Origin of the sequence: Massilia terrae (genome assembly GCF_024753145.1) — a bacterium.
GTDB lineage: Bacteria > Pseudomonadota > Gammaproteobacteria > Burkholderiales > Burkholderiaceae_D > Telluria > Telluria terrae.
In genome coordinates this window covers 209,334-230,302 of record NZ_JANUGU010000001.1, presented here as the reverse complement: position 1 = coordinate 230,302, position 20,969 = coordinate 209,334, and the positions used below count along the sequence as shown (strand labels likewise).

Genomic DNA, 20,969 nt, shown 5'->3' with positions numbered 1-20,969 from the left:
TGCCTACCCGGCGTGGCTTATAATGACCCGGCACCACCCGCGGTCCCTTCTGTGAGATGAGTATGAAAATCGAGAATCCCAACCCCATCCAGTGGCACTTTTCCGATCGTGCGCAGCAACTCCAGGCTTCCTTCATTCGTGAGATCCTGAAGATCACCCAACGCCCGGAAATCATTTCGTTTGCCGGCGGCCTGCCCTCGCCCGCCACCTTCCCGGTGGAGCGCATGAAAGAGGCGTTCGACAAGGTCCTGACCGACAGCGGCCGCGTCGCCCTGCAATACGGCCCGACCGATGGCTACGCCCCGCTGCGTGAGTGGATTGCCGACTACCTCTCCACCGATGGGTCCAAGATCGTTCCCGAGCAGATCCTGATGGTCTCGGGCTCGCAGCAGGCGCTCGACCTGCTGGGCAAGGTGCTGATCGACGAAGGCAGCCGCGTGCTGGTCGAAACCCCGAGCTACCTGGGCGCGCTGCAAGCGTTCTCGGTGTACCGTCCCGAATTCAAATCCGTCGACACCGACGAGCACGGCCTGGTGCCCTCGTCGATCGACGCGGTGGCGCAAGGCGCGCGCCTGCTGTATTCGCTGCCGAACTTCCAGAATCCGACCGGCCGCTCGCTGTCGATCGAACGCCGCCTCGAGCTGGTCGAGACCTGCGCCCGCCTCGGCCTGCCGCTGATCGAGGACGATCCTTACGGCGCGCTGTCGTACAAGGGCGAGCCGAAGCCGCGCATGCTGGCGATGAACCCGGACGGCGTGATCTACATGGGTTCGTTCTCGAAGGTGCTCACGCCGGGCATCCGCCTGGGCTATGTGTGCGCCCCGCTGCCGCTGGTGCGCCGCCTCGAGCTGGCCAAGCAGGCCGCCGACCTGCACACCGCGCAGCTGACCCAGATGGTGGTGCACGAGGTGGTCAAGGACGGCTTCCTGGATCGCCACATCCCGACCATCCGCACCCTGTACGGCAACCAGTGCCAGGTGATGCTGGACGCGCTGGCCGAGCACTTCCCGGCCGATGCCACCTGGACCACGCCGGAAGGCGGCATGTTCATCTGGGTGACGCTGCCGAAGCAGATCGACGCGCTCAAGCTGCTCGACCAGGCGATCGCCGCGCGCGTGGCCTTCGTGCCTGGTTCGCCGTTCTACGCCAACGAGCCGGAAACCAACACCCTGCGCCTGTCCTTCGTCACCGTGCCGCCGGAGCGCATCCGCGAAGGCGTGGCGGTGCTGGGCAAGCTGATCAAGGATATGCTGTAAGCGCAGCTACCGCACCTCTACACGTAACACCGTCGTCCCCGCGCAGGCGGGGATCCATGCTGAGCTAACGGGCCTGCGGCGTTTGGATTTTCGACAGGCGGCTTGTCCATGGGGTCCCCGCCTTCACGGGGACGACGTTTAAGGCAGGTGGCCGGATTTAGAGCTGGCTCGGATAGCCGGTGATATCCGCAATCTCGCGATACATCGGCCTTAGCTGCCGGTACATCCGCTTGTACACGCGCCGATACAGCTTGTCGTACACCGCCCGGTTCTGTGCGATCGGCTCGAACACCCTTCCCACCCGCGTCATCTCCCTCACCGCGGCCGCAAAGTCCGCATGCATCCCCAGTCCCACCGCGGCATCGATCGCCGCGCCCAGTCCTGACGTCTCGTAGACATGCGGCCGCGCCGTCGGCAGTCCGAAAATGTCCGCCGTGAGCTGCATCGCCGCGTCGCTCTGCGAGCCTCCCCCCGACACCCGCAGCTCCGTGATCGGCACCCCGCTGCGCTTCTCGATCCGCTCCTTCCCTTCGCGCAGCGCATACGCCAGCCCTTCCAGGATCGCGCGGTACACGTGCGCCCGCGTGTGCACGTCGCCGAAGCCGATGATCGCGCCCTTGGCCTCGCGCCCCGGCACGCGCAGGCCCGGCGTCCAGTAAGGCTGCAGCATCAGTCCCATCGCGCCCGGCGGCACCGAGCTGGCCAGGCGGTCGAACAGCGCCTCCGGCGCCACGTCCTCGGCCAGCGCCCGCAACTGCTCCTGGTGGCCGAACTGCTCCTTGAACCAATTGACCATCCAGTAGCCGCGGTACACCTGCACCTCGGTGCTGTACGCGCCTGGAATCGCGGCCGGATACGGCGGCACGAACGGCGTCACCTCGACATAGCGGCGGCTAGTGGTGTTGATGGTCGCGGTGGTGCCGTAGGACAGGCAGCCCACATGCGGCTCGCTGCAGCCGGCGCCGATCACTTCGCAGGCCTTGTCGGCGGCCGCCGCGAACAGTGGCGTGCCGGCCGGGATACCGGTGCCCGCCGCCGCCTCCGCACTGATCGCACCCAGCCGCTCGCCCGGCGCGGCCAGTTCCGGCAGCATGCGCTGCTCCACGGCCAGCGCCTGCCATTTCCAGTCCCAGGCCCGCGCCCAGCGGTGGCGCCGGTAGTCGAAGGGCACATAGCCCACCTGCGAGCCGGCCGAATCGACATAGCGTCCGCACAGGCGGTAATTCAGGTAGCCGGACAGCAGCAGGAATTTGGCGGTGGCCGCGTACACCTCCGGCTGGTGCTGGCGAATCCAGTTGATCTCGGCCTCGCCGCGCAGGAAATCGATGGTGCCGTCCACCCGCGCCAGCTTGAACGCCGCCTGCCAGAACGGGCTGATGGGCGGCACGCTGTCGGCGCGGCGCTGGTCGAGCCAGGTGATCGCAGGCCGCAGCGGCTGCCCGTCGGCGCCCAGGTTGACCACGGTGCCGCGCTGCGTGGTCACCGCCACCCCGGCCACCGCCGCGGCCGATACGCCCGGCTGCGCCCACAGTCCCTGGCACGCGCGGCAGACCGCCTGCCAGTACTCCTCCACGTCGTGCTCGGCCCAGCCGGGCTGCGACGAAAAGTAGGCTTCCAGCGGCACCTGCGACTTGGCCAGCGGCTCGCCGCGCGCATCGAACAGCAAGGCGCGCACGCTCTGCGTGCCGTTGTCGATGGCGAGGATCGCCGGCCGCATCAAGGACGCTTGCGCCGCAGGCGCACGGCGATGCGCACGATGTCGTCCACCGTCGGCACGATCGCTATCAGGCACAGGGCAGCCGCCAGCGGCACCGTGGAGATGAAGCCGAAGTGCTTGAACCCGATCGCGCCCGCCACGCCGCCAGAGACAAAGCAGAACAGCAAAGTCGCCAACATCCCCAGGCGCTCGCGGTTGGCGCCGACATGCGGCAGGCTGCGGGTCCTGTTCCAGTACAGGCTCTTGCCAAGTTCGATGCCGATGTCGGTGACGATGCCGGTCATGTGGGTAGTGCGGATCTCGGCATGCGAGAGCTTGGTGACGAGCGCGTTCTGCAGCCCCATGATGAAGCACAGGAGCATGACCGTCACCGGGATGAACAGCCCGGGCACCGCCTGCAACTGGGCACCGAGCACGCCGAACACCAGCAGCAGCACGGCCTCGAGCAGCAGCGGCAGCGCGTATTCGCTATACATCCGCCGGCGCCGCACGTAATTGACGATCAGCGCGGTGCAGGCCGCGCCCAGCAGGAAGGAGACCACGGCGCCGGCCCCGTCCAGCACCAGGTCGTAGCTGGCCAGGGCCAGGTTGTCGGCCATGGCCGAGACCACGCCGGTCATGTGCGAGGTGTACTGGTGCACCGCCAGGAAGCCGCCGGCGTTGGTGGCCCCGGCCACGAAGGCCAGGGTGAACCCGAGCTGGCGGTTGGCACTGACGGTGCGGCGGTGTCCGGTCAGGCTTCTTGCGTAATTAATCGGCACGGCGATCGGCTGGTTGGGCGGGCTGGATCCCTGAAGATGATGATCTTACTGCAAATACACTGCAACGAGGGGCATCGGGGCAGAACTTATCAGCGCTATAATGGGAAAATCATTCGTATGCATAGCCCTGGTACCGTCGTGAATCCAAACCTCGAAAGACTGCACCCCTACCCCTTCGAAAAGCTGCGCCAACTGTTTGCCGGCGTGGTGCCCAACCCCGGCTACAGCCCGATCAGCCTCGGCATCGGCGAGCCCAAGCACCCCACCCCGGCCTTCATCCAGAAAGCCATGACGCACAGCCTGGACGGGCTGGCGCACTATCCGAGCACCCTCGGCGGCGAGCCGCTGCGCGCCGCGATCGCCGGCTGGATCGAGCGCCGCTACGGCGTGCCGGCCTTCGACCCGGCGACCATGGTGCTGCCGGTGAACGGCTCGCGCGAAGCGCTGTTCGCCTTCGCCCAGGCCGTGGTCGACGCCTCGCGCCCGGGTTCGCTGGTGGTCTGCCCCAACCCGTTCTACCAGATCTATGAAGGCGCGGCCTATCTCGCCGGCGCCGAGCCCTACTTCGTCAACTCCGAGCCAGCCCGCAATTTCGGCTGCGACTACGCCAGCGTGCCGGCCGAAGTGTGGGCGCGGGTGCAGCTGCTGTTCGTCTGCTCGCCCGGCAATCCGACCGGCGCCGTGCTGTCGCAGGCTGACTGGAACACCCTGTTCGAGCTGTCCGACCGCCACGGCTTCGTGATCGCGTCCGACGAATGCTATTCCGAGATCTACCACGGCGCCATGCCGCCGATCGGCGCGCTCGAAGCGGCGCACGAGGCCGGCCGCAGCGGCGGGATCCATCCGTACCGCAAGCTGGTCGTGTTCTCCAGCCTGTCCAAGCGCTCCAACGTGCCCGGCATGCGCTCCGGCTTCGTCGCCGGCGACCCGGCCATCCTCAAGCAGTTCCTGCTGTACCGCACCTACTGCGGCGGCGCCATGTCGCCGCCGGTGCAGGCAGCCTCGATCGCGGCCTGGAACGACGAGTCGCACGTGATGGAAAACCGCGCGCTGTACCGCGAGAAGTTCAACCTCATCACCCCGCTGCTCAAGCAGGTGATGGATGTCGAGCTGCCGGACGCCGGCTTCTACCTGTGGGCCGACGTGCGCCGCACCGGGCTGGCGGACACGGAATTCGCACGCAGGCTGTACGCCGAATATAATGTCACGGTCCTGCCAGGGAGCTACCTCGCGCGCGACGCGCACGGCGTGAACCCGGGCCGCGATCGCATCCGCATGGCCCTCGTGGCCGGCGTGGATGAAGGACTGGAAGCGGCCAACCGCATCGTCCAGTTCTGCAAATCGATCGGCGCATAAGCACTACCAACGGAAAACCCAATCAACGATCCATCATGACCCAACAACTCCAGACCCTCATCGACACCGCCTGGGAACAGCGCGCCGAAATCTCCGCCACCTCCGCCAGCGCCGAGCTGCGCGACGCCGTGGCCCACGTGCTGGCCGGCCTTGACAACGGCAGCCTGCGCGTCGCCCGGAAAGACGCCGGCGGCTGGACCGTCAACCAGTGGATCAAGAAGGCCGTGCTGCTCTCGTTCCGCCTCGAGAACAACGTGCCGGTGGCCGGCGGCGACATGCAGTTCTACGACAAGGTCCCGACCAAGTTCGCCGACTACACGGCCGACGATTTCGCCAAGGGCGGCTTCCGCGTGGTGCCGCCGGCCGTGGCCCGCCGCGGCAGCTTCATCGGCAAGAACGTGGTGCTGATGCCGTCCTACGTGAACATCGGCGCCTACGTCGACGAAGGCACCATGGTCGACACCTGGGCCACGGTCGGTTCCTGCGCCCAGATCGGCAAGAACGTGCACCTGTCGGGCGGCGTCGGCATCGGCGGCGTGCTGGAACCGATGCAGGCCAACCCCACCATCATCGAGGACAACTGCTTCATCGGCGCGCGTTCGGAGATCGTGGAAGGCGTGATCGTCGAGGAGAACTCGGTGATCTCGATGGGCGTGTACATCGGCCAGTCGACCAAGATCTACAACCGCGAAACCGGCGAAGTGAGCTACGGCCGCGTGCCGGCCGGCTCGGTGGTGGTGTCGGGCAGCCTGCCCTCGGCCGACGGCAAGTACAGCCTGTACTGCGCCGTGATCGTCAAGCAGGTGGACGCCAAGACCCGCGCCAAAACCGGCATCAACGAACTGCTGCGCGGCTTCTGATGACGCGCCACGCGCGGATCCTGATATGATCCGCGCGTAGTATCAACAAGAATTCGAACAAAACGAGGGAGAGAACACCATGGCAATGGAGCGACTGTTCCAGCTCATGAAAGAGAAAAACGCGTCGGACATGTTCTTCGCGGTGAACTCGCCGGTGCAAATCAAGATCAACGGGATTCTCATCCCGATCAACCAGAACAAGCTTTTCCCGGACAATATCCTCTCCCTCCTGTCCGAGGTCTGCTCGCCCGAGCAGATGGAAGAACTCGAACGCGAGCATGAGCTCAATATGGGCGTGTCGGTGCCCAACCTGGGACGCTTCCGCATGTCGGCGTTCCGCCAGCGCGGCACCATCTCGGCGGTGTTCCGCTTCGTGCCGGCGAATATCCCGGCGCTGTCGGAGCTGGGCCTGCCCTCGGTGCTGTCGGAACTGATCATGGAAAAGCGCGGCCTGCTGCTGCTGGTGGGCGCCACCGGTTCGGGCAAGTCGACCTCGATCGCGGCCATGCTGGACTACCGCAACGAGCTCAAGTCCGGCCACATCCTCACGCTGGAAGACCCGATCGAATTCCTGTTCCGGAACAAGAAGTCGATCGTCAACCAGCGCGAAATCGGCAGCGACGCCCTCAGCTTCCACACGGCGCTGAAGAACTCGATGCGCCAGGCGCCGGACTGCATCCTGATCGGGGAGATCCGCGACAAGGAAACCATGGCGGCCGCGCTGGCGTATGCGCAGTCGGGCCACCTGGTGCTGGCGACGCTCCACGCCAACAACAGCTACAACGCGCTGAACCGCATCATCAGCTTCTACCCGATCGAGAACCGCTTCGCGCTGCTGCAGGACCTGTCCTCGGCGGTGAAGGCGATCGTGTCGCAGCGCCTGGTGCGTTCGGCCAACGGCGGCCCGCGCAATGCGGCGGTCGAGGTGATGGTCAACACGCGCTACATCTCGGACCTGATCGAAAAAGGCGAAATCGGCCAGATCAAGGAAGCGATGGACAAGAGCCTGTCGCCGGGCTCGCAGACCTTCGAGACCGCGCTGTACAACCTGGTCAAGGAAGGCAAGGTCTCGCAGGAAGAGGCGCTGGCCAACGCCGATTCGGCCACCAACCTGCTTTGGTTGCTCAACAACGGACCGAAGGGCCAGGCCGAAGAGAGCAAGCCGGACGACGAGCCGCCGAGCGCGTCGTTCACCGAGTTCACGCTCAATAATTAAGGCATGAAGAGAACGTCGTTCCCGCGCAGGCAGGCGGGAACGACGTTCTCTTTTTTTTGCGTTTGCCGCCGCACCAAAAACAAAACGTCGTTCCGCTTCCGCGTGAACGACGTTTTCGTTTAGTCCGACCGAACTAGCGCAGCGCTTCAGTCAGCACACGCCCTTCGGCGGCCGCGGGTGGCCGCACACGCAGCAGGTGCGCCAGCGTCGGCGCGATGTCGACCACTTCGGTGTAGTTGCCGTAAGCGCCCGGCTTGATCCAGCGGCCACCCATGATCATGACCGGCACATTGGTGTCGTAGTCATAGGGATTGCCGTGGGTCGCGCCGCTGGTGCCGCTGCTGTAGATCGAATACGCGGTCGGCACCACCATCAGGTCGCCCGACAGCTGGCGGTTCCAGGCGCGCTGCATCAACACCCCCAGGCGCGTGGTCTGCACGCCGCCGTTCTCGAACTGCGTGCGCGTGAACACCTGAGCGATGCCCGGCTGCGCCAGCAGGAAGCGCGCAGCACGGTTCTCCACTTCGGAGCGCGACAGGCCACGCTTGTCGATGGCCTCGTAGTCCAGGTAGACCTCCGGCAGCATCGCGCGCTTGACGAGCTTGGCCACGCCATAGCTTTGCTCCAGATCGGCGTTGAGCGCGTCCACCAGTGTTCCCGGATTAATGCGCAGCGCGTCGATGTGGCGCGCCTGGCTGAATTCGGGCGAATTGGCGAAGCCGTGGTCCGCGGTCAGCACCACCAGCACGTTATCGAGCCCGATGCGCTTGTCGAGATAGCCGAAGAAGCTGCCGATCATGCGGTCCAGCTGCTGCAGGTGGTCGTGCGACATCACGCTTTCCGGTCCGTAGGCGTGGTTGACGTAGTCGTGGCCCGACAGGCTGATGCCCAAGAGGTCAGGCACGCCGGCCGGATTGCGGCCCAGGTTCTCGCCCTCCACTGCCGCACGTGCGAACTCCAGCGTGAGTTGGTCGACAGCCGGGCCAACTTTCAGGCGCTCGTAGTACTTCGCATCCGGCGCGCCGCTTTCGCTGTGGTAGATGAAGGGGAAGCGGTTCGGGTTGGTGGTGGTCGGTTCCGGGTACGGAGCGTCGCCGGCGTAGGCGGCATCGGGCAGCAGCCGGTTCCACGATTTGCCGTAGAAGCGGTCCTGCGGGCGCGCCGCGCGGAAGCGCTGCACCCACTCGGGATACGACTGCATGTAGAAGGTGCTGGTCGCGAAGTCGCCCGTTTTATCCATGTACATGTAGGCGGTGCCGGTCTTCCCCGCCAACAGGATCGCGCCACGGTCCTTGCCGGACACCGTCACCACTTTGGCGCGGTCGCCGGTGGCGTAGCGCAGCTGGTCACCGAGCGTGTCGACGCGCAGCTTGTGCGGCGAGGTGCCGTCGTGGGCGCCGGTCTCCTCGTCGATGTAGTGGTAGCGCTGGTCTTCGGTGCAGTAGACGGTCTTGCCGTCGGCATCCAGCCAGTTGTTCCCGATGATGCCGTGGCGGTAGGGATAGGCGCCGCTCAGCACCGCCGAGTGGCCGACCGCGGTGACGGTGACGCCGTGTGCCTGGTGCGCGTTGCTGAACGCGGCGCCCTGCTCCAGCAGCCGGCGCAGGCCACCGTCCTTCGCGAACTGGTCGCGGTAGCGCAGCACCTGCTCGTTGGGCAGGCCGTCGATGACCATCACGACCACGAGTTTGGGAGACTGGTCCTTGCCCGGGGCCGAGGCGGCGTGCGCGGACAGGGCGGCGGCGCCGGCCAGCGCGGTGATCGCGAGCAGCCGGGTGAGCGAAGCGAAACGGTTCATATAGAAACGGCAGTGGCTGAAAGCTCAACATTATGCCAGCCATGTGTCTGCTGTATGACATCCCGCGCGGCCAATCGCTTGCCAGGATGGCAGCTGTGCTATCCTCGCAGCTTCCCCGCATACCAATCCGGCGGCGCCCGCGCGCCAGCCCAGCCATTTCCGCGATCATCATGAAACGAACCCTCTACGGCATCCCCAACTGTGACACGGTCAAGAAAGCGCGCACCTGGCTCGCCGACAACGGCCACGAGTTCACCTTCCACGACTTCAAGAAGCAGGGCCTGGACCGCGCCACCGTCGCCAAATGGCTCGAACAGCTCGACTGGGAAGTGCTGGTCAACCGCAAGGGCATGACCTGGCGGAACCTGACGGACGAGCAGAAGGCCGCCGTCACCGACAAGACCAGCGCGCTGGACCTGATGCTGTCCAACCCGTCCGTGATCAAGCGCCCGGTGCTCGACCGCGGCGGCAAATTCTCGGTCGGATTCTCGGCCGACCAGTACCGCGCCCTGTTCGCATGAAGCCGTCGCGCACGCTGCAGCTGACCGAGGAGCTGATCGCCCGCCCCTCGGTGTCGCCCGACGATGCCGGCTGCCAGCGCCAGCTCGCCGGACTGCTGCAGCCGCTCGGCTTTCGCTGCGAGACCATCGAGTCGAACGGCACCACCAACCTGTGGGCGCGCAAGGGCAGCGAAGCGCCCCTGTTCGTGTTCGCCGGCCACACCGACGTGGTGCCGACCGGCCCGCGCGAGCAATGGCATTCCGATCCCTTCGTGCCGACCCGGCGCGACGACAAGCTGTACGGACGCGGCGCCGCCGACATGAAAACCTCGCTGGCGGCGATGGTGGTGGCCACCGAGGAGTTCGTGGCCGCGTATCCGCAGCACAAGGGCTCGATCGCGTTTTTGATCACCAGCGACGAGGAAGGCCCGGCCACCGATGGCACCAAACTGGTCGTCGAGATGCTGGATGACCGCGGCGAGAAGCCCGACTACTGCGTGGTCGGCGAACCGACGTCGAGCCACGTCCTCGGCGACATGATCAAGAACGGCCGCCGCGGCTCGCTGTCGGGCCGGCTGGTGGTCAAGGGTGTGCAGGGCCACATCGCCTACCCTCAGTTCGCGCGCAACCCGATCCACCTGGCCGCACCGGCGCTGGCCGCACTGGCGGCCGAAGTCTGGGACGAAGGCAACGAGTACTACCTGCCGACTTCGTGGCAGGCCTCGAACATCCACGCCGGCACCGGCGCCAACAACGTCATCCCCGGCACGCTGACGGTCGACTTCAACTTCCGCTTCTCGACCGCCAGCACGGCCGAGTCGCTGCAGGCCCGCGTGCACGCCATCCTCGACCACCACCAGCTCGAATATGAGCTGGACTGGACCCTGTCGGGACTGCCCTTCCTGACACCGCACGGCACCCTGTCCACCGCGATCTGCGAAGCGATCCTCGCGGAGACCGGCGTCAAGACCGAATTGTCGACCACCGGCGGCACTTCCGACGGCCGCTTCATCGCCCGCATCTGCCCCCAGGTGATAGAATTCGGGCCCACGAATGCCAGCATCCACAAAATCGACGAGCACATCGAACTGCGCTCCATCGATCCCCTCAAGAACATCTACCGCCGCACGCTGGAACGCCTGCTGGCCGGCTGACACGAGAACATCGCCATGAACACCGACTCCTTCCGCACCCCGCGCGACCTGCTGCGCTACGCCGTCACCCGCTTCAACGCCGCCAAGCTGTTCTTCGGCCATGGCAGCGCCGAAGCCTTCGACGAGGCGGCCTACCTGGTCCTGCACACCCTCAGGCTCCCGCTCGACAAGCTCGATCCCTTCCTCGACGCGCGCCTGCTGCACGAGGAAGTGCTGCAGGTGCTGGCGGTGATCGAGCGCCGCGTCACCGAGCGCGTGCCGGCGGCCTACATCACCAACGAGGCCTGGCTGGGCAGCTACAACTTCTACGTCGACGAGCGCGTGCTGGTGCCGCGCTCCTTCATCGCGGAGCTGATCCCGCAGCAGTTCGCGCCGTGGGTCGACGATCCCTTCGCGGTCGAGAATGTGCTGGAGCTGTGCACGGGCTCCGGCTGCCTGGCGATCATGATGGCCGACGCCTTCCCGAACGCGGTGGTGGATGCGGTCGACATCTCGAAGGACGCGCTGGCGGTCGCCGAGCGCAACATCCGCGACTACAAGCTGGAAGGCCGCGTGAACCCGATCGAGTCGGACCTGTACCAGAACGTCCCGTTCAAGCAGTACGACCTGATCGTCACCAACCCGCCCTACGTGAATGCGGAGTCGATGAAGACGCTGCCGCCCGAGTACCTGCGCGAGCCGCAGATCGCGCTGGCCGGCGGCGCCGACGGCATGGACCTGGTGCGCAAGATCTTGGCCGGCGCGGCCAAGCGCCTGACGCCGGAAGGCATCCTGGTGGTCGAAATCGGCAACGAGCGCGAGTTCGCGGAAGCCGCATTCGGCGACCTGGGCCTGACCTGGCTGACCACCAGCGCCGGCGACGAGCAGGTGTTCCTGCTGACCGCCGACCAATTGAAGTAAGCCGATGATCCGCTTCCAGAACGTCAGCCTGATGCGCGGCACCAAGCCGCTGCTTGAGAACGCCGACCTCACGCTCAACCCCGGCGACAAGATCGGCCTGGTCGGCGCGAACGGCGCCGGCAAATCCAGCCTGTTCGCGATGCTGCGCAACGAGCTGCATCCCGACCAGGGCGAGATCGATTTCCCGTCCAAGTGGCGCATGGCCTACGTGGCGCAGGAGACGCCGCCGCTGCCGCGCGCGGCGCTCGATTATGCGATCGACGGCGACGTCACGCTCCGCAAGCTGCAGGCCGAACTCGAACGGCTGGAAGCGGCGCCGCACACCACCGAGAACGGCATCGCGATGGGCGAGGTGCACAGCGCACTGGCGGACCACGACGCCTACACGGTGCAGTCGCGCGCCGAGCAGCTGCTGCTGGGCCTGGGCTTCTCGCTGGAGCAGATGCAGCAGCCGGTGGCCAGCTTCTCGGGCGGCTGGCGCATGCGCCTGAACCTGGCGCAGGCGCTGATGTGCCCTTCCGACCTGCTGCTGCTGGACGAGCCGACCAACCACCTGGACCTGGACGCGATCATCTGGCTGGAGGACTGGCTCAAGCGCTATCCGGGCACGCTCATCATCATCTCGCACGACCGCGATTTCCTCGACGGGATCGTCAACGTCATCGTGCACATCGACGAGAAGCGGCTGAAGCGCTACTCCGGCAACTACAGCGACTTCGAACGCCAGCGCGCCGCCAACCTGGTGCTGGCGCAAGCCGCCTACGAGAAGCAGCAGCGCACCAAGGCCCACCTCGAATCCTTCATCACCCGCTTCAAGGCCAAGGCCACCAAGGCGCGCCAGGCCCAGAGCCGCATGAAGGCGCTGGCCAAGATGGAGGAGCTGGCGCCGCTGCGCGCGGCGGCCGAGTTCTCGTTCGAATTCCGCGAGCCGCTGTCGGCGCCGAATCCGCTGCTGGTGATGGAGGACGTGGAAGCGGGCTACCCGCTGCTGGACGCGCACGGCGACAAAGTCGACGGCAAGGCCATCGTCCACCGCGTGAACTTCTCGCTGCAGATCGGGCAGCGCATTGGCCTGCTGGGTGTGAACGGCGCCGGCAAGTCGACCCTGATTAAGACGATCGCGGGTGAGCTGGCGCCGCTGGACGGCACGGCGACGCTGGGCAAGGGCCTGTCGATCGGCTACTTCGCGCAGCACCAGGTGGAGATGCTGCGGCATGACGAATCGCCGCTGTGGCACCTGGCGAAGATCGCGCCGACCACGCGCGAGCAGGAGCTGCGCAACTTCCTGGGCGGCTTCAACTTCCCGGGCGAGATGGTGACCAGCCCGATCGCGCCCTTCTCCGGCGGCGAGAAGGCGCGCCTGGCGCTGGCCCTGATCGTGTGGCAGCGCCCTAACCTGCTGCTGCTGGACGAACCGACCAACCACCTCGACCTCGAAACGCGCGAGGCGCTGACGCTGGCGCTGGCGCAGTTCGAGGGCACGCTGGTGCTGGTGTCGCACGACCGCCACTTGCTGCGCGCGACCACCGAGCAGTTCCTGATCGTCGCCGACGGCAAGCTGCAGCCCTTCGACGGCGACCTGGACGACTACAAGGAGTGGCTGTTCCAGACCAAGCTGGGCAAGGGTTCGGAGCCGGCGCCGCTGCCGGTGGCGGAATCGAAGGCCACCGCCGCGCCGGCGCCCGCGGTGGACCGTCGCGAGCAGAAGCGCCTGGAGGCGGAGGAGCGCCAGCGCCTGTCCGCGCTGAAGAAGCCGATCGAGTCGCGCATCAAGCGGCTGGAGGAGCAGATGGCCAAGCTGAATGCGAAGAAGGCCGAGGTGGATGCGAAGCTGCTCGATCCGGCGATTTACGAAGCGGGCAAGAAGGAAGAGCTCAAGAACCTGGTGGCGGACCAGGCCTTCTGCACCCGCGACCTGGAGCAGCTAGAGGGGGAGTGGCTGGAGTTGCAGGAGCAGTTGGAAGGCATCACCGCGTCAGCCTGATACAGAAAGAACGTCGTTCCCGCTTTCGCGGGGACGACGTTCTCATTTTTGCAGTTTCATGTGGTCAGGCGACCACACGCGTCAACGCCGGCCTGTCCCGCTGAATCGACATCAGGCGGTCGATATCGACCAAAATCAGACGGCGGCCTTCGAGCTGCCCCAGCCCGAGCAGGTAATCGACCTGCTGCGCGCCTTGGCACGGAATCGGCACGATCTGGTCCGCCCGCAAGCTGACCACGCCGGTCACGCCATCCACCACCATCCCCATCACGCATCTGCTCAGCTTGAGGATGATCACATCGGTCAGCGGATTGGCCTGCGCCGGCTTGCCCTCGAAGGCGGCGCGCATGTCGACGATCGGCATGATCACCCCGCGCGAGACCGCCACCCCGCTGATGATCGCGCCGTCCGCCGCGAAACGCTCCAGCGACTTGAGCACACGCAGTTCCTGCACCTTGTCGAAATCGAGCCCGTATTCCAGTCCGCCGAGCGAGAAGCTCAGGAATTTGCGTGTGCGCCCCTTGTCTCTGGATTCGCTATGCATGGCCGTCCCCGTGGTTGAGCGCCTCTATCGTAAAGGCGCATGGGATGACGGCTGTTGACTGCTGTCAATATTTCTCAGCTGTCGTCGGTGCCGCTGTGCCAGTTGAAGCTGCCGCTGCTGCCGGCGAACAGGATTTGCGAGCTGGCGATGCCGCGCAGCCGGGCCTTGATCTCGCGCACCGGGAGGTCGTAGGTGGTGCTGCCGTCCGGGTCGAAGTGGATCATGCGCACCCTGGTCTCGCCCGATACCTGTGCGATCGACAGTTGCGATGCGCCGGCCTCGTCGCGCTGGGCGCGCAGCTTGGCCGCCAGCTCCTGCCCCACCACGCACTCGGCCTCGCCGGCCCTGATCGCCGCCGACACCTTGCCGATGTCCTTGAGCGCCGGCCCGACCGACTGCGCCAGGCGCTGGAACATCGGCATCTGCTCGGGCGTCAGGGTGATCTCGTTCTTGCGCACGCCGGTCGCCAGGCGCAGGTATTTCAGCACCTCGGGCTGGCTGGTCAGGGTCTCCAGCACCGCCTTCTGCTTCTGCACTGCCGCGGCCAGCTGCGCGACCCGTTCCGCCGTGGCGGCGATCACGGCGTCGACGTTCTTCGGGTCCGGCACCTGCACCACGACCACCATCTCGGACTGGCGCCGCGGCCCGGCCGCTTCGATCGCGATGTTGCGGCCGCCGATGGCGCAGCCCTCGGCCTTGGCCACGGTGACGTCCTGGCCCAGGATCTCGCAGTTGACGGCATGGTCGATGCGGATGCGGGTGCCGGAGATGACGGAGTTCTCGGCGCGCTCCAGCACCACTTCGCCGTTGCTGGCCTGTACTGTCGCGTTGGAGACCATGCCGCGCACGCGGATGTCGCCCAGCTTGTTGACGGCGGCGCCGCCGATCAGGTTGTGGTTGAGCGCGATGGTGCCGCCGCGCGAGACGATCTTGCCGTACACGTCGGCATGGACGGTGATGCTGTCGCCTTCGATGACGCGCTTTTCCTGGACTTCGCCGAATTCCTCGTAGTCGCCGGTCAGTTCCAGGTTGCCGGTGGTCTTGGCGCTGACGCCCTCGTGGCTGACGATCTTGCTGCCCACCGAAATCTGGTTGCTGCGGCTGTCGACCATCAGGAAGCCGGACTGCTTCGCGACCAGGAATTCGCCGTCCGGCGTGCGCTCGACCGCGGTGCCGAGGCCGCAGTAGGCCTGCAGGTCCACGTCCTTGGGCACCGCCGGCTCGATCTGGATACCGGACAGCTCGAAGCCGACGGTGCCGGCCACGCGCGGGATCTTCTGCAGCAGGCGCACGTCCTTGCGGATCTGCGGAAAGCGGTTCTGGAACGAGTTCAGGTCGAGCATGCCGTTGGCCAGCTGGCGCGGCGCGTCGCTGCGGTGGATGTCGTCGGTGACTTCGACGATGCGCGCATCGGCGCCCTGGACCGGCTCGAGGCGGCGCGCGATCACCGCGCGCTCCGAGCCGCCGGCCTTGATCGCGGCGCGCACCAGGCCGATGTCGATGCCGAAGCGGATGCCCTTGCCCCACATGTCAGCCACGAATTCGTCGATATTGAGCAGGGCCGGTTCGCCCACGCCATCCGGGTCGTCGGGGTCGGCCAGGTACACCGGCTCGAAGTAGTATTCGGCCGCGCCCTTGTCGATGCGGACCGCGCGGTACAGCTCGCGCCGCGCCGGCGTGAACGGCGCGATGCCGGAGGCGAAACGCAGCCACCCATCCTCGCCCGGCACGGCCTTGGGGCCGACGCCATACAGGGCGCGCATCAGCACCGGATAGGCGAGCCCGGTGAAGTAGTTATCGTTGGACAGGATGCTGTCGACCGCCATCATCAGCGCCGGGCGCTGCAGCGAAGGATCGAGATAGACGCCGTCGGCACGCTGCACCACGCCGTACTCGGGCATGGCGGCATCCGGACCGGGCGGCGGCGTCTCGGTTTTTGCTGCGGCGGGATCAGTCGGCAAGGTCACGCTCCGGGTCGGTTGCATTGCCGTGGCCGTCAAAGGCTACAGCTGACCTGGCTAGCGTAACACGTCGCTAACACAAAATAAATCTTAGGCAACAAATATATGCCTGCCGCATGGGCAAGCGCGCCACAGTCAGCGCCGTGGCTGCGGACGGGTGTACAGGTCCATGCCCGCTTCGTTGATCTGGCGGCGCAGGTCGCGCCGTTCGTCCGGCGTCATGCGGCTGGTGGCCGGGGCGGGATGGTGCTGGTCCTGGCCGCGGGCGGCCGGGTCTTGCGCGCGCGGATCCTGGCGCGGGGTAAACTCGCGGCTGTCGAACGAGCGCGGATCGAAGCGCGGTTGCGGCTGGTCCGGGACACGCTGCGGCATGCGCCCGTCTTGCGCATGCTGGGGATCCTGGTTGCGGGAGTCGCCATTCCGCTGGGCGAACGCGGGCGCGCAGACCACGGCCGCGGCCACACAGGCCGCCGCGCCTACACGCAGCGCACGCGCCAGCAAACGGCCGCCAATGGCGGGGCACGATGCTTGGGTTGGAGTGGGCGCGTAGTTCATGGTGTTCCTCTTGTCGCGATGCCAGATAAACAGATAAGCTTCCAATCGACTCGTACCCAGTGTATGCATAATCCCTGACGGGTATAAGGCCAATTGGGTAAAGTTTGTAACACAATGTAATGCCGGGTTATGAACAGGCGCACAGTCCAGCCTAAGAAGTTACCATAGCGATATGGTTCTGACAAACGCAGAGTAAAGATGACAACTCCCTCTAACACTCCTTCCAGCCCCAACGCGGGCGGCCATTCGGCCAAGATCATGGTCGTGGACGACGACGTTCGCCTGCGCGACCTGTTGCGCCGCTACCTCACCGAACAGGGCTTCACCGTGGTCACCGCGGAGAATGCGACGGCGATGAACAAGCTGTGGCTGCGCGAGCGCTACGACCTGCTGGTGCTGGACCTGATGCTGCCGGGCGAAGACGGGCTGTCGATCTGCCGCCGCCTGCGCGGCGCCGGCGACCAGACCCCGATCATCATGCTGACCGCCAAGGGCGAAGACGTGGACCGCATCGTCGGCCTGGAAATGGGCGCGGACGACTACCTGCCCAAACCCTTCAACCCGCGCGAGCTGGTGGCGCGCATCGGCGCGGTGCTGCGGCGCAAAGGCCCGGACGAAATCCCAGGCGCGCCGTCGGAGACGCCGCAGAGCTTCGAGTTCGGTGATTTCGTGCTCGACCTGGGCACCCGCACGCTCAAGAAAAACGGCGAGACCGTGCCCCTGACCACCGGCGAATTCTCGGTGCTGAAGGTGTTCGCGCGCCACGCGCGCCAGCCGCTGTCGCGCGAGAAGCTGATGGAACTGGCGCGCGGCCGCGAATACGAGGTGTTCGACCGCTCGCTGGACGTGCAGATCTCGCGCCTGCGCAAGCTGATCGAGCCGGATCCTTCCAGCCCGCTCTACATCCAGACCGTGTGGGGCCTGGGCTACGTGTTCATCCCTGAAGGCCAACCGCGCTAGTGACCGCTTTCTTCCCGCGCGTGGCGCGCTTCGGCTGGATCAGGAGCGGGCTGTTCTGGCGCACTTTCTTCCTGCTGTCGGTGCTGACCACGCTGTCGATGGGCTCGTGGATCGGCATCGTCAACCTGGTCCAGCGCGGACCGCAGGTGCAGCAGACCGCCGAACTGGTGGTCTCGGTGGTGACCATCACCAAGGCCGCGCTCACGCACTCGGCGCCCGAATTGCGGCGCGAGCTGCTGTTCGAGCTGGTGTCGAACGAAGGCATCCGCATCCTGCCGCTGGAGCCGACCGACCGCGTCGAGCCACCGTCGACCACGGCGATGATGCCGGAGATCGCGGCCGTGGTGCGCGACAAGCTCGGACCCGACACGCGCTTCTCGCGCCGCGTCAACGACGTTCCCGGCTTCTGGATCAGCTTTAACATCGATGGCGACAAATACTGGCTGATGCTGGAGCGCGACCGCCTGGCCGGCCTGACGCGGGTGCAGTGGATCGGCTGGGCCAGCGTGGTGGGCGCGCTGTCGGTGCTGGGCGCGGCCCTCATTTCCAGCCTGATCAACCTGCCGCTGGCGCGCCTGACGGCGGCCGCGCGTTCGATCGCGCAAGGCCAGCGCCCCGCCGCGCTGCCGGAAAAGGGCTCGAAGGAGATCATCGAGGCCAACCGCAGTTTCAACCAGATGGTCGACGACCTGGCGCAGCTGGAAAAAGACCGCGCGGTGATCCTGGCCGGCATCTCGCACGACCTGCGCACGCCGCTGGCGCGCATGCAGCTGGAGGTCGAAATGGCGCGCCTGTCGACCGAGGCGCGCGAAGGCATGCAGTCGGACATCGCCCAGATGGACGCGATCATCGGCCAGTTCCTCGACTACGCCAAGCCGACCGAAGCGGCCACCTTCACGCCGGTCGACCTGTCCGGCATGCTGGGCGATGTGGCGCATACCGCCGAACGCATCCCGAATATGCGGGTGAAGGCGTCGATCGAACCGGATATCCACGTGATGGGCAACTCGACCGACCTGCGCCGCGTGCTCAACAACCTGGTCGAGAACGCGCGCCGCTACGCGCGCACGCCCGGTGAGGATGTCACCGACATCGAGATCGATTGCCAGGTCAAGGCCACCGGGCATGGCCGGCGCGCGGTGATCACCTTGCAGGACCACGGGCCGGGTGTGCCGGAGGACCAGATCGCGCAGTTGCTGAAACCGTTCACGCGGCTGGACACGGCGCGCGGCCAGGCCAACGGCGCCGGGCTGGGCCTGGCGATCGTCGAGCGCGTGCTGTCGCGCCACAACGCCGAACTGACGCTGCAGAACCGCCCCGGCGGCGGCTTGCGCATCCAGATCACGCTGCCGCTGGCGCGCTGAATTCATTTTCACTTTCACCGCACGAGACCATGACCGACAACGTCCAACTCCAGTACAGCGATATCGAAGCCGCCGCGGCCCGCATCAAGGGCGCGGCGCACCGCACGCCGGTGATGACCTCGCGCACCGCCAACGCGATGGCCGGCGCCGAGCTGTACTTCAAATGCGAGAACCTGCAGCGCATGGGTGCGTTCAAGTTCCGCGGCGCGTACAACGCGATCTCGCGCTTCTCCGACGGGCAGAAGCGCGCCGGCGTGCTCACTTTCTCGTCGGGTAACCACGCGCAGGCTATCGCCCTGTCGGCCAGCCTGATGGGCATCAAATCGGCCATCATCATGCCGCTGGACGCGCCGGAGCTGAAAGTGCGGGCGACGCGCGGCTACGGTGGCGAGGTCATCACCTACGACCGCTACAAGGAAAACCGCGAGGAAATCGGCGTACGCCTGGCGCAAGAGCGCGGCATGACGCTGATCCCGCCCTACGACCATCCGGACGTGATCTGCGGCCAGGGCACGGCGGCCAAGGAATTGATCGAAGACGCCGGCCAGCTCGACGTGTTGCTGGTGCCGCTGGGCGGTGGCGGCCTGCTGGCCGGCTGCGCGCTGGCGGCGGCCACGCTGTCGCCTTCGTGCAAGGTGATCGGGGTCGAGCCGGAAGCCGGCAACGACGGCCAGCAGTCGCTGCGGCGCGGCGAGATCGTCGACATCCCGGTGCCGCAGACCATCGCGGACGGCGCCCAGACCAGCCACCTGGGCCACCATAATTTCGCGGTGATCCAGCGCTTCGTGGACGACATCGTCACCGTCAGCGACGAACAGCTGAAGGCCACCATGCGCTTCTTTGCCGAACGCATGAAGATCGTGGTGGAGCCGACCGGCTGCCTGGCGGCGGCTGCCGCGCTGCATGGCGTGTATCCGGTCGAGGGCAAGAAAGTCGGCATCCTGATCAGCGGCGGCAACGTCGACCTGGCGCGCTTCGCCCAGCTGGTGGCGGGCTGATGGAGCTGATCCAGTCGCCGGAACTGCCCGCGCCTGCGGGCCATTATTCGCAGGCGGTGGCGGCGGGCGGGCTGGTGTTCTTGTCCGGAATCTTGCCGGCGGCGGGCGCAGTCGATCCTGCCACGGCGGGCTTCGAGGCGCAGTGCGGCTCCGTGTTCGAGCAGTGCGAAAAAGTATTGTGCGCAGCGGGCTGCGGCTTTGCGGACGTGGTCCAGTGCACGGCCTACATTGTTGGCGTGGAAAACTGGCCCGCGTTTAATGCGCTGTATGCAAATGTGTTCGGCACACACAAGCCGGCCCGCGCCGTCGTGCCGGTGCCGGGCTTGCATTACGGATTCATGGTCGAAGTTCAACTCGTGGCGCAGCGTCCCGGCGCCTGAGGCTTGTCAGTCCGCGTAACAATTTTTACAAGCCAAAGCGGGGCAGCGCACCGATTTCCTACCGAGCTAAGCGTACCTTGGCATGACCACAGGTTAAAGGAGGAAGTCATGAAAAAACTGATCATCGCCGCCCTGCTCGCCGGTTCCTTTGGCGCCCTTCATGGCACAGCCCAAGCCCAGACCATCATCGTGCGCGAGGCCCCGCCGCCGCCGCGTGACGAAGTGGTGCCGGGCCCGCGCCACGGCTACGTGTGGGCGCCGGGTCACTGGGAATATCGCCACCACCGCTACGTCTGGGTGCGCGGCTCGTGGATGCGCGAACGCCACGGCTACCGCTACAACGCCCCGGCCTGGGAACAGCGCGACGGCCAGTGGATGATGCGTCCGGGCCGCTGGGCCCACGGTGACGCCGACCATGATGGCGTGCCGAACGACATGGACCGTCGTCCGCATGATCCGACCCGGAACTGATTTGCGTTTGGGTTCCTAAACGTGCTGTTATAGAGAACATCGTTCCCGCGGAGGCGGGCCCCCCCCTTGCTTGCGACCCGCCTACCTTGACGCTGGCGACTCCGGATGAGAAATGGGGTTCCCGCGTGCGCGGGAACGACGTACTCATTTCTTTCCCTTCTCGCGGCGGAGTGACCGTCGCGAACCAGCGATTCGTGGACAAGCTCCGGCTTTTCGACAAATCAGACGATCTAT

19 protein-coding genes are annotated in these 20,969 nt (G+C 66.2%); 13 read left to right on the top strand and 6 right to left on the bottom strand.

Annotated features, from left to right (window positions below; translation table 11 throughout):
* Positions 1-62: 62 nt before the first annotated feature.
* Complete coding sequence (locus NX778_RS01115) at positions 63-1,256, top strand: aminotransferase-like domain-containing protein (RefSeq protein WP_258809849.1); 1,194 nt, start codon at positions 63-65, stop codon at positions 1,254-1,256.
* Positions 1,257-1,413: 157 nt separating this feature from the next.
* On the opposite strand, the gene NX778_RS01110 is transcribed toward NX778_RS01115, so the two are convergent.
* Positions 1,414-2,973: an FGGY-family carbohydrate kinase gene (locus tag NX778_RS01110; RefSeq protein ID WP_258809848.1), complete on the bottom strand. Its 1,560-nt coding sequence runs from the start codon at positions 2,971-2,973 to the stop codon at positions 1,414-1,416.
* Positions 2,973-3,734 carry a YoaK family protein gene (locus NX778_RS01105; RefSeq protein ID WP_258809847.1) on the bottom strand — a complete coding sequence of 254 codons (762 nt, stop codon included), beginning with the start codon at positions 3,732-3,734 and terminating at the stop codon, positions 2,973-2,975. The genes NX778_RS01110 and NX778_RS01105 overlap by 1 nt, the downstream gene beginning before the upstream one ends.
* A gap of 138 nt (positions 3,735-3,872) precedes the next feature.
* Here NX778_RS01105 and dapC point away from each other — a divergent pair, with 138 nt between their 5' ends.
* From dapC to NX778_RS01090, 3 genes are all read left to right on the top strand, one after another.
* Complete coding sequence (dapC, locus tag NX778_RS01100; RefSeq protein WP_258809846.1) at positions 3,873-5,090, top strand: succinyldiaminopimelate transaminase; 1,218 nt, start codon at positions 3,873-3,875, stop codon at positions 5,088-5,090.
* A gap of 35 nt (positions 5,091-5,125) precedes the next feature.
* The gene (gene dapD / locus NX778_RS01095) at positions 5,126-5,950 is read left to right on the top strand and encodes a 2,3,4,5-tetrahydropyridine-2,6-dicarboxylate N-succinyltransferase (RefSeq protein ID WP_258809845.1); all 825 of its coding nucleotides are present in this window, start codon (positions 5,126-5,128) and stop codon (positions 5,948-5,950) included.
* Positions 5,951-6,029: 79 nt separating this feature from the next.
* Positions 6,030-7,166, top strand: coding sequence for a PilT/PilU family type 4a pilus ATPase (locus NX778_RS01090; RefSeq protein ID WP_258809844.1), 1,137 nt, complete (start codon positions 6,030-6,032; stop codon positions 7,164-7,166).
* Between the two features lie 133 nt (positions 7,167-7,299).
* Here the strand turns inward: NX778_RS01090 and NX778_RS01085 are convergent, their stop codons facing one another.
* Complete coding sequence (locus NX778_RS01085) at positions 7,300-8,964, bottom strand: alkaline phosphatase family protein (RefSeq protein WP_258809843.1); 1,665 nt, start codon at positions 8,962-8,964, stop codon at positions 7,300-7,302.
* 170 nt (positions 8,965-9,134) lie between these two features.
* Here NX778_RS01085 and NX778_RS01080 point away from each other — a divergent pair, with 170 nt between their 5' ends.
* The 4 genes from NX778_RS01080 to NX778_RS01065 are packed head-to-tail and all read left to right on the top strand — an operon-like array spanning position 9,135 to position 13,502.
* A complete protein-coding gene (locus NX778_RS01080; protein ID WP_258809842.1) occupies positions 9,135-9,485 on the top strand; it encodes an ArsC family reductase in 351 nt (116 codons plus the stop codon).
* Positions 9,482-10,618, top strand: coding sequence for a succinyl-diaminopimelate desuccinylase (gene dapE / locus NX778_RS01075; protein ID WP_258809841.1), 1,137 nt, complete (start codon positions 9,482-9,484; stop codon positions 10,616-10,618). The genes NX778_RS01080 and dapE overlap by 4 nt, the downstream gene beginning before the upstream one ends.
* 15 nt (positions 10,619-10,633) lie before the next feature.
* Positions 10,634-11,518, top strand: a complete 885-nt coding sequence (gene prmB / locus NX778_RS01070) for a 50S ribosomal protein L3 N(5)-glutamine methyltransferase (RefSeq protein WP_258809840.1) — start codon at positions 10,634-10,636, stop codon at positions 11,516-11,518.
* Positions 11,519-11,522: 4 nt separating this feature from the next.
* A complete protein-coding gene (locus NX778_RS01065; RefSeq protein ID WP_258809839.1) occupies positions 11,523-13,502 on the top strand; it encodes an ATP-binding cassette domain-containing protein in 1,980 nt (659 codons plus the stop codon).
* A gap of 64 nt (positions 13,503-13,566) precedes the next feature.
* On the opposite strand, the gene NX778_RS01060 is transcribed toward NX778_RS01065, so the two are convergent.
* From NX778_RS01060 to NX778_RS01050, 3 genes are all read right to left on the bottom strand, one after another.
* Positions 13,567-14,046: a chemotaxis protein CheW gene (locus tag NX778_RS01060; RefSeq protein WP_258809838.1), complete on the bottom strand. Its 480-nt coding sequence runs from the start codon at positions 14,044-14,046 to the stop codon at positions 13,567-13,569.
* A 74-nt stretch (positions 14,047-14,120) separates the two neighbouring features.
* Positions 14,121-16,007 carry a flagellar assembly protein A gene (locus NX778_RS01055; protein ID WP_258809837.1) on the bottom strand — a complete coding sequence of 629 codons (1,887 nt, stop codon included), beginning with the start codon at positions 16,005-16,007 and terminating at the stop codon, positions 14,121-14,123.
* 135 nt (positions 16,008-16,142) lie between these two features.
* Complete coding sequence (locus NX778_RS01050; RefSeq protein ID WP_258809836.1) at positions 16,143-16,562, bottom strand: hypothetical protein; 420 nt, start codon at positions 16,560-16,562, stop codon at positions 16,143-16,145.
* Positions 16,563-16,760: 198 nt separating this feature from the next.
* On the opposite strand from NX778_RS01050, the gene ompR reads away from it, so the two are divergent.
* The 5 genes from ompR to NX778_RS01025 all read left to right on the top strand — a co-directional run bounded on the left by ompR (position 16,761) and on the right by NX778_RS01025 (position 20,735).
* A complete protein-coding gene (gene ompR, locus NX778_RS01045) occupies positions 16,761-17,522 on the top strand; it encodes an osmolarity response regulator transcription factor OmpR (protein ID WP_258809835.1) in 762 nt (253 codons plus the stop codon).
* Positions 17,522-18,886 (top strand): sensor histidine kinase family protein, encoded by a 1,365-nt coding sequence (locus tag NX778_RS01040; protein ID WP_258809834.1) that lies wholly within the window; start codon positions 17,522-17,524, stop codon positions 18,884-18,886. The genes ompR and NX778_RS01040 overlap by 1 nt, the downstream gene beginning before the upstream one ends.
* Before the next feature lie 29 nt (positions 18,887-18,915).
* Positions 18,916-19,884 (top strand): threo-3-hydroxy-L-aspartate ammonia-lyase, encoded by a 969-nt coding sequence (locus NX778_RS01035; protein WP_258809833.1) that lies wholly within the window; start codon positions 18,916-18,918, stop codon positions 19,882-19,884.
* Positions 19,884-20,264 (top strand): RidA family protein, encoded by a 381-nt coding sequence (locus tag NX778_RS01030; RefSeq protein ID WP_258809832.1) that lies wholly within the window; start codon positions 19,884-19,886, stop codon positions 20,262-20,264. The genes NX778_RS01035 and NX778_RS01030 overlap by 1 nt, the downstream gene beginning before the upstream one ends.
* Positions 20,265-20,372: 108 nt before the next feature.
* Positions 20,373-20,735, top strand: coding sequence for a YXWGXW repeat-containing protein (locus NX778_RS01025; RefSeq protein WP_258809831.1), 363 nt, complete (start codon positions 20,373-20,375; stop codon positions 20,733-20,735).
* Positions 20,736-20,969 lie beyond the last annotated feature (234 nt).

Coding starts and splice junctions, on each gene's coding strand:
- NX778_RS01115 (WP_258809849.1), top strand. CDS start 63: ATGAAAATCGAGAATCCCAACCCCATCCAGTGGCACTTTTCCGATCGT.
- NX778_RS01110 (WP_258809848.1), bottom strand. CDS start 2,973: ATGCGGCCGGCGATCCTCGCCATCGACAACGGCACGCAGAGCGTGCGC.
- dapD (WP_258809845.1), top strand. CDS start 5,126: ATGACCCAACAACTCCAGACCCTCATCGACACCGCCTGGGAACAGCGC.
- NX778_RS01090 (WP_258809844.1), top strand. CDS start 6,030: ATGGCAATGGAGCGACTGTTCCAGCTCATGAAAGAGAAAAACGCGTCG.
- NX778_RS01085 (WP_258809843.1), bottom strand. CDS start 8,964: ATGAACCGTTTCGCTTCGCTCACCCGGCTGCTCGCGATCACCGCGCTG.
- NX778_RS01080 (WP_258809842.1), top strand. CDS start 9,135: ATGAAACGAACCCTCTACGGCATCCCCAACTGTGACACGGTCAAGAAA.
- dapE (WP_258809841.1), top strand. CDS start 9,482: ATGAAGCCGTCGCGCACGCTGCAGCTGACCGAGGAGCTGATCGCCCGC.
- prmB (WP_258809840.1), top strand. CDS start 10,634: ATGAACACCGACTCCTTCCGCACCCCGCGCGACCTGCTGCGCTACGCC.
- NX778_RS01065 (WP_258809839.1), top strand. CDS start 11,523: ATGATCCGCTTCCAGAACGTCAGCCTGATGCGCGGCACCAAGCCGCTG.
- NX778_RS01060 (WP_258809838.1), bottom strand. CDS start 14,046: ATGCATAGCGAATCCAGAGACAAGGGGCGCACACGCAAATTCCTGAGC.
- NX778_RS01050 (WP_258809836.1), bottom strand. CDS start 16,562: ATGAACTACGCGCCCACTCCAACCCAAGCATCGTGCCCCGCCATTGGC.
- ompR (WP_258809835.1), top strand. CDS start 16,761: ATGACAACTCCCTCTAACACTCCTTCCAGCCCCAACGCGGGCGGCCAT.
- NX778_RS01035 (WP_258809833.1), top strand. CDS start 18,916: ATGACCGACAACGTCCAACTCCAGTACAGCGATATCGAAGCCGCCGCG.
- NX778_RS01030 (WP_258809832.1), top strand. CDS start 19,884: ATGGAGCTGATCCAGTCGCCGGAACTGCCCGCGCCTGCGGGCCATTAT.
- NX778_RS01025 (WP_258809831.1), top strand. CDS start 20,373: ATGAAAAAACTGATCATCGCCGCCCTGCTCGCCGGTTCCTTTGGCGCC.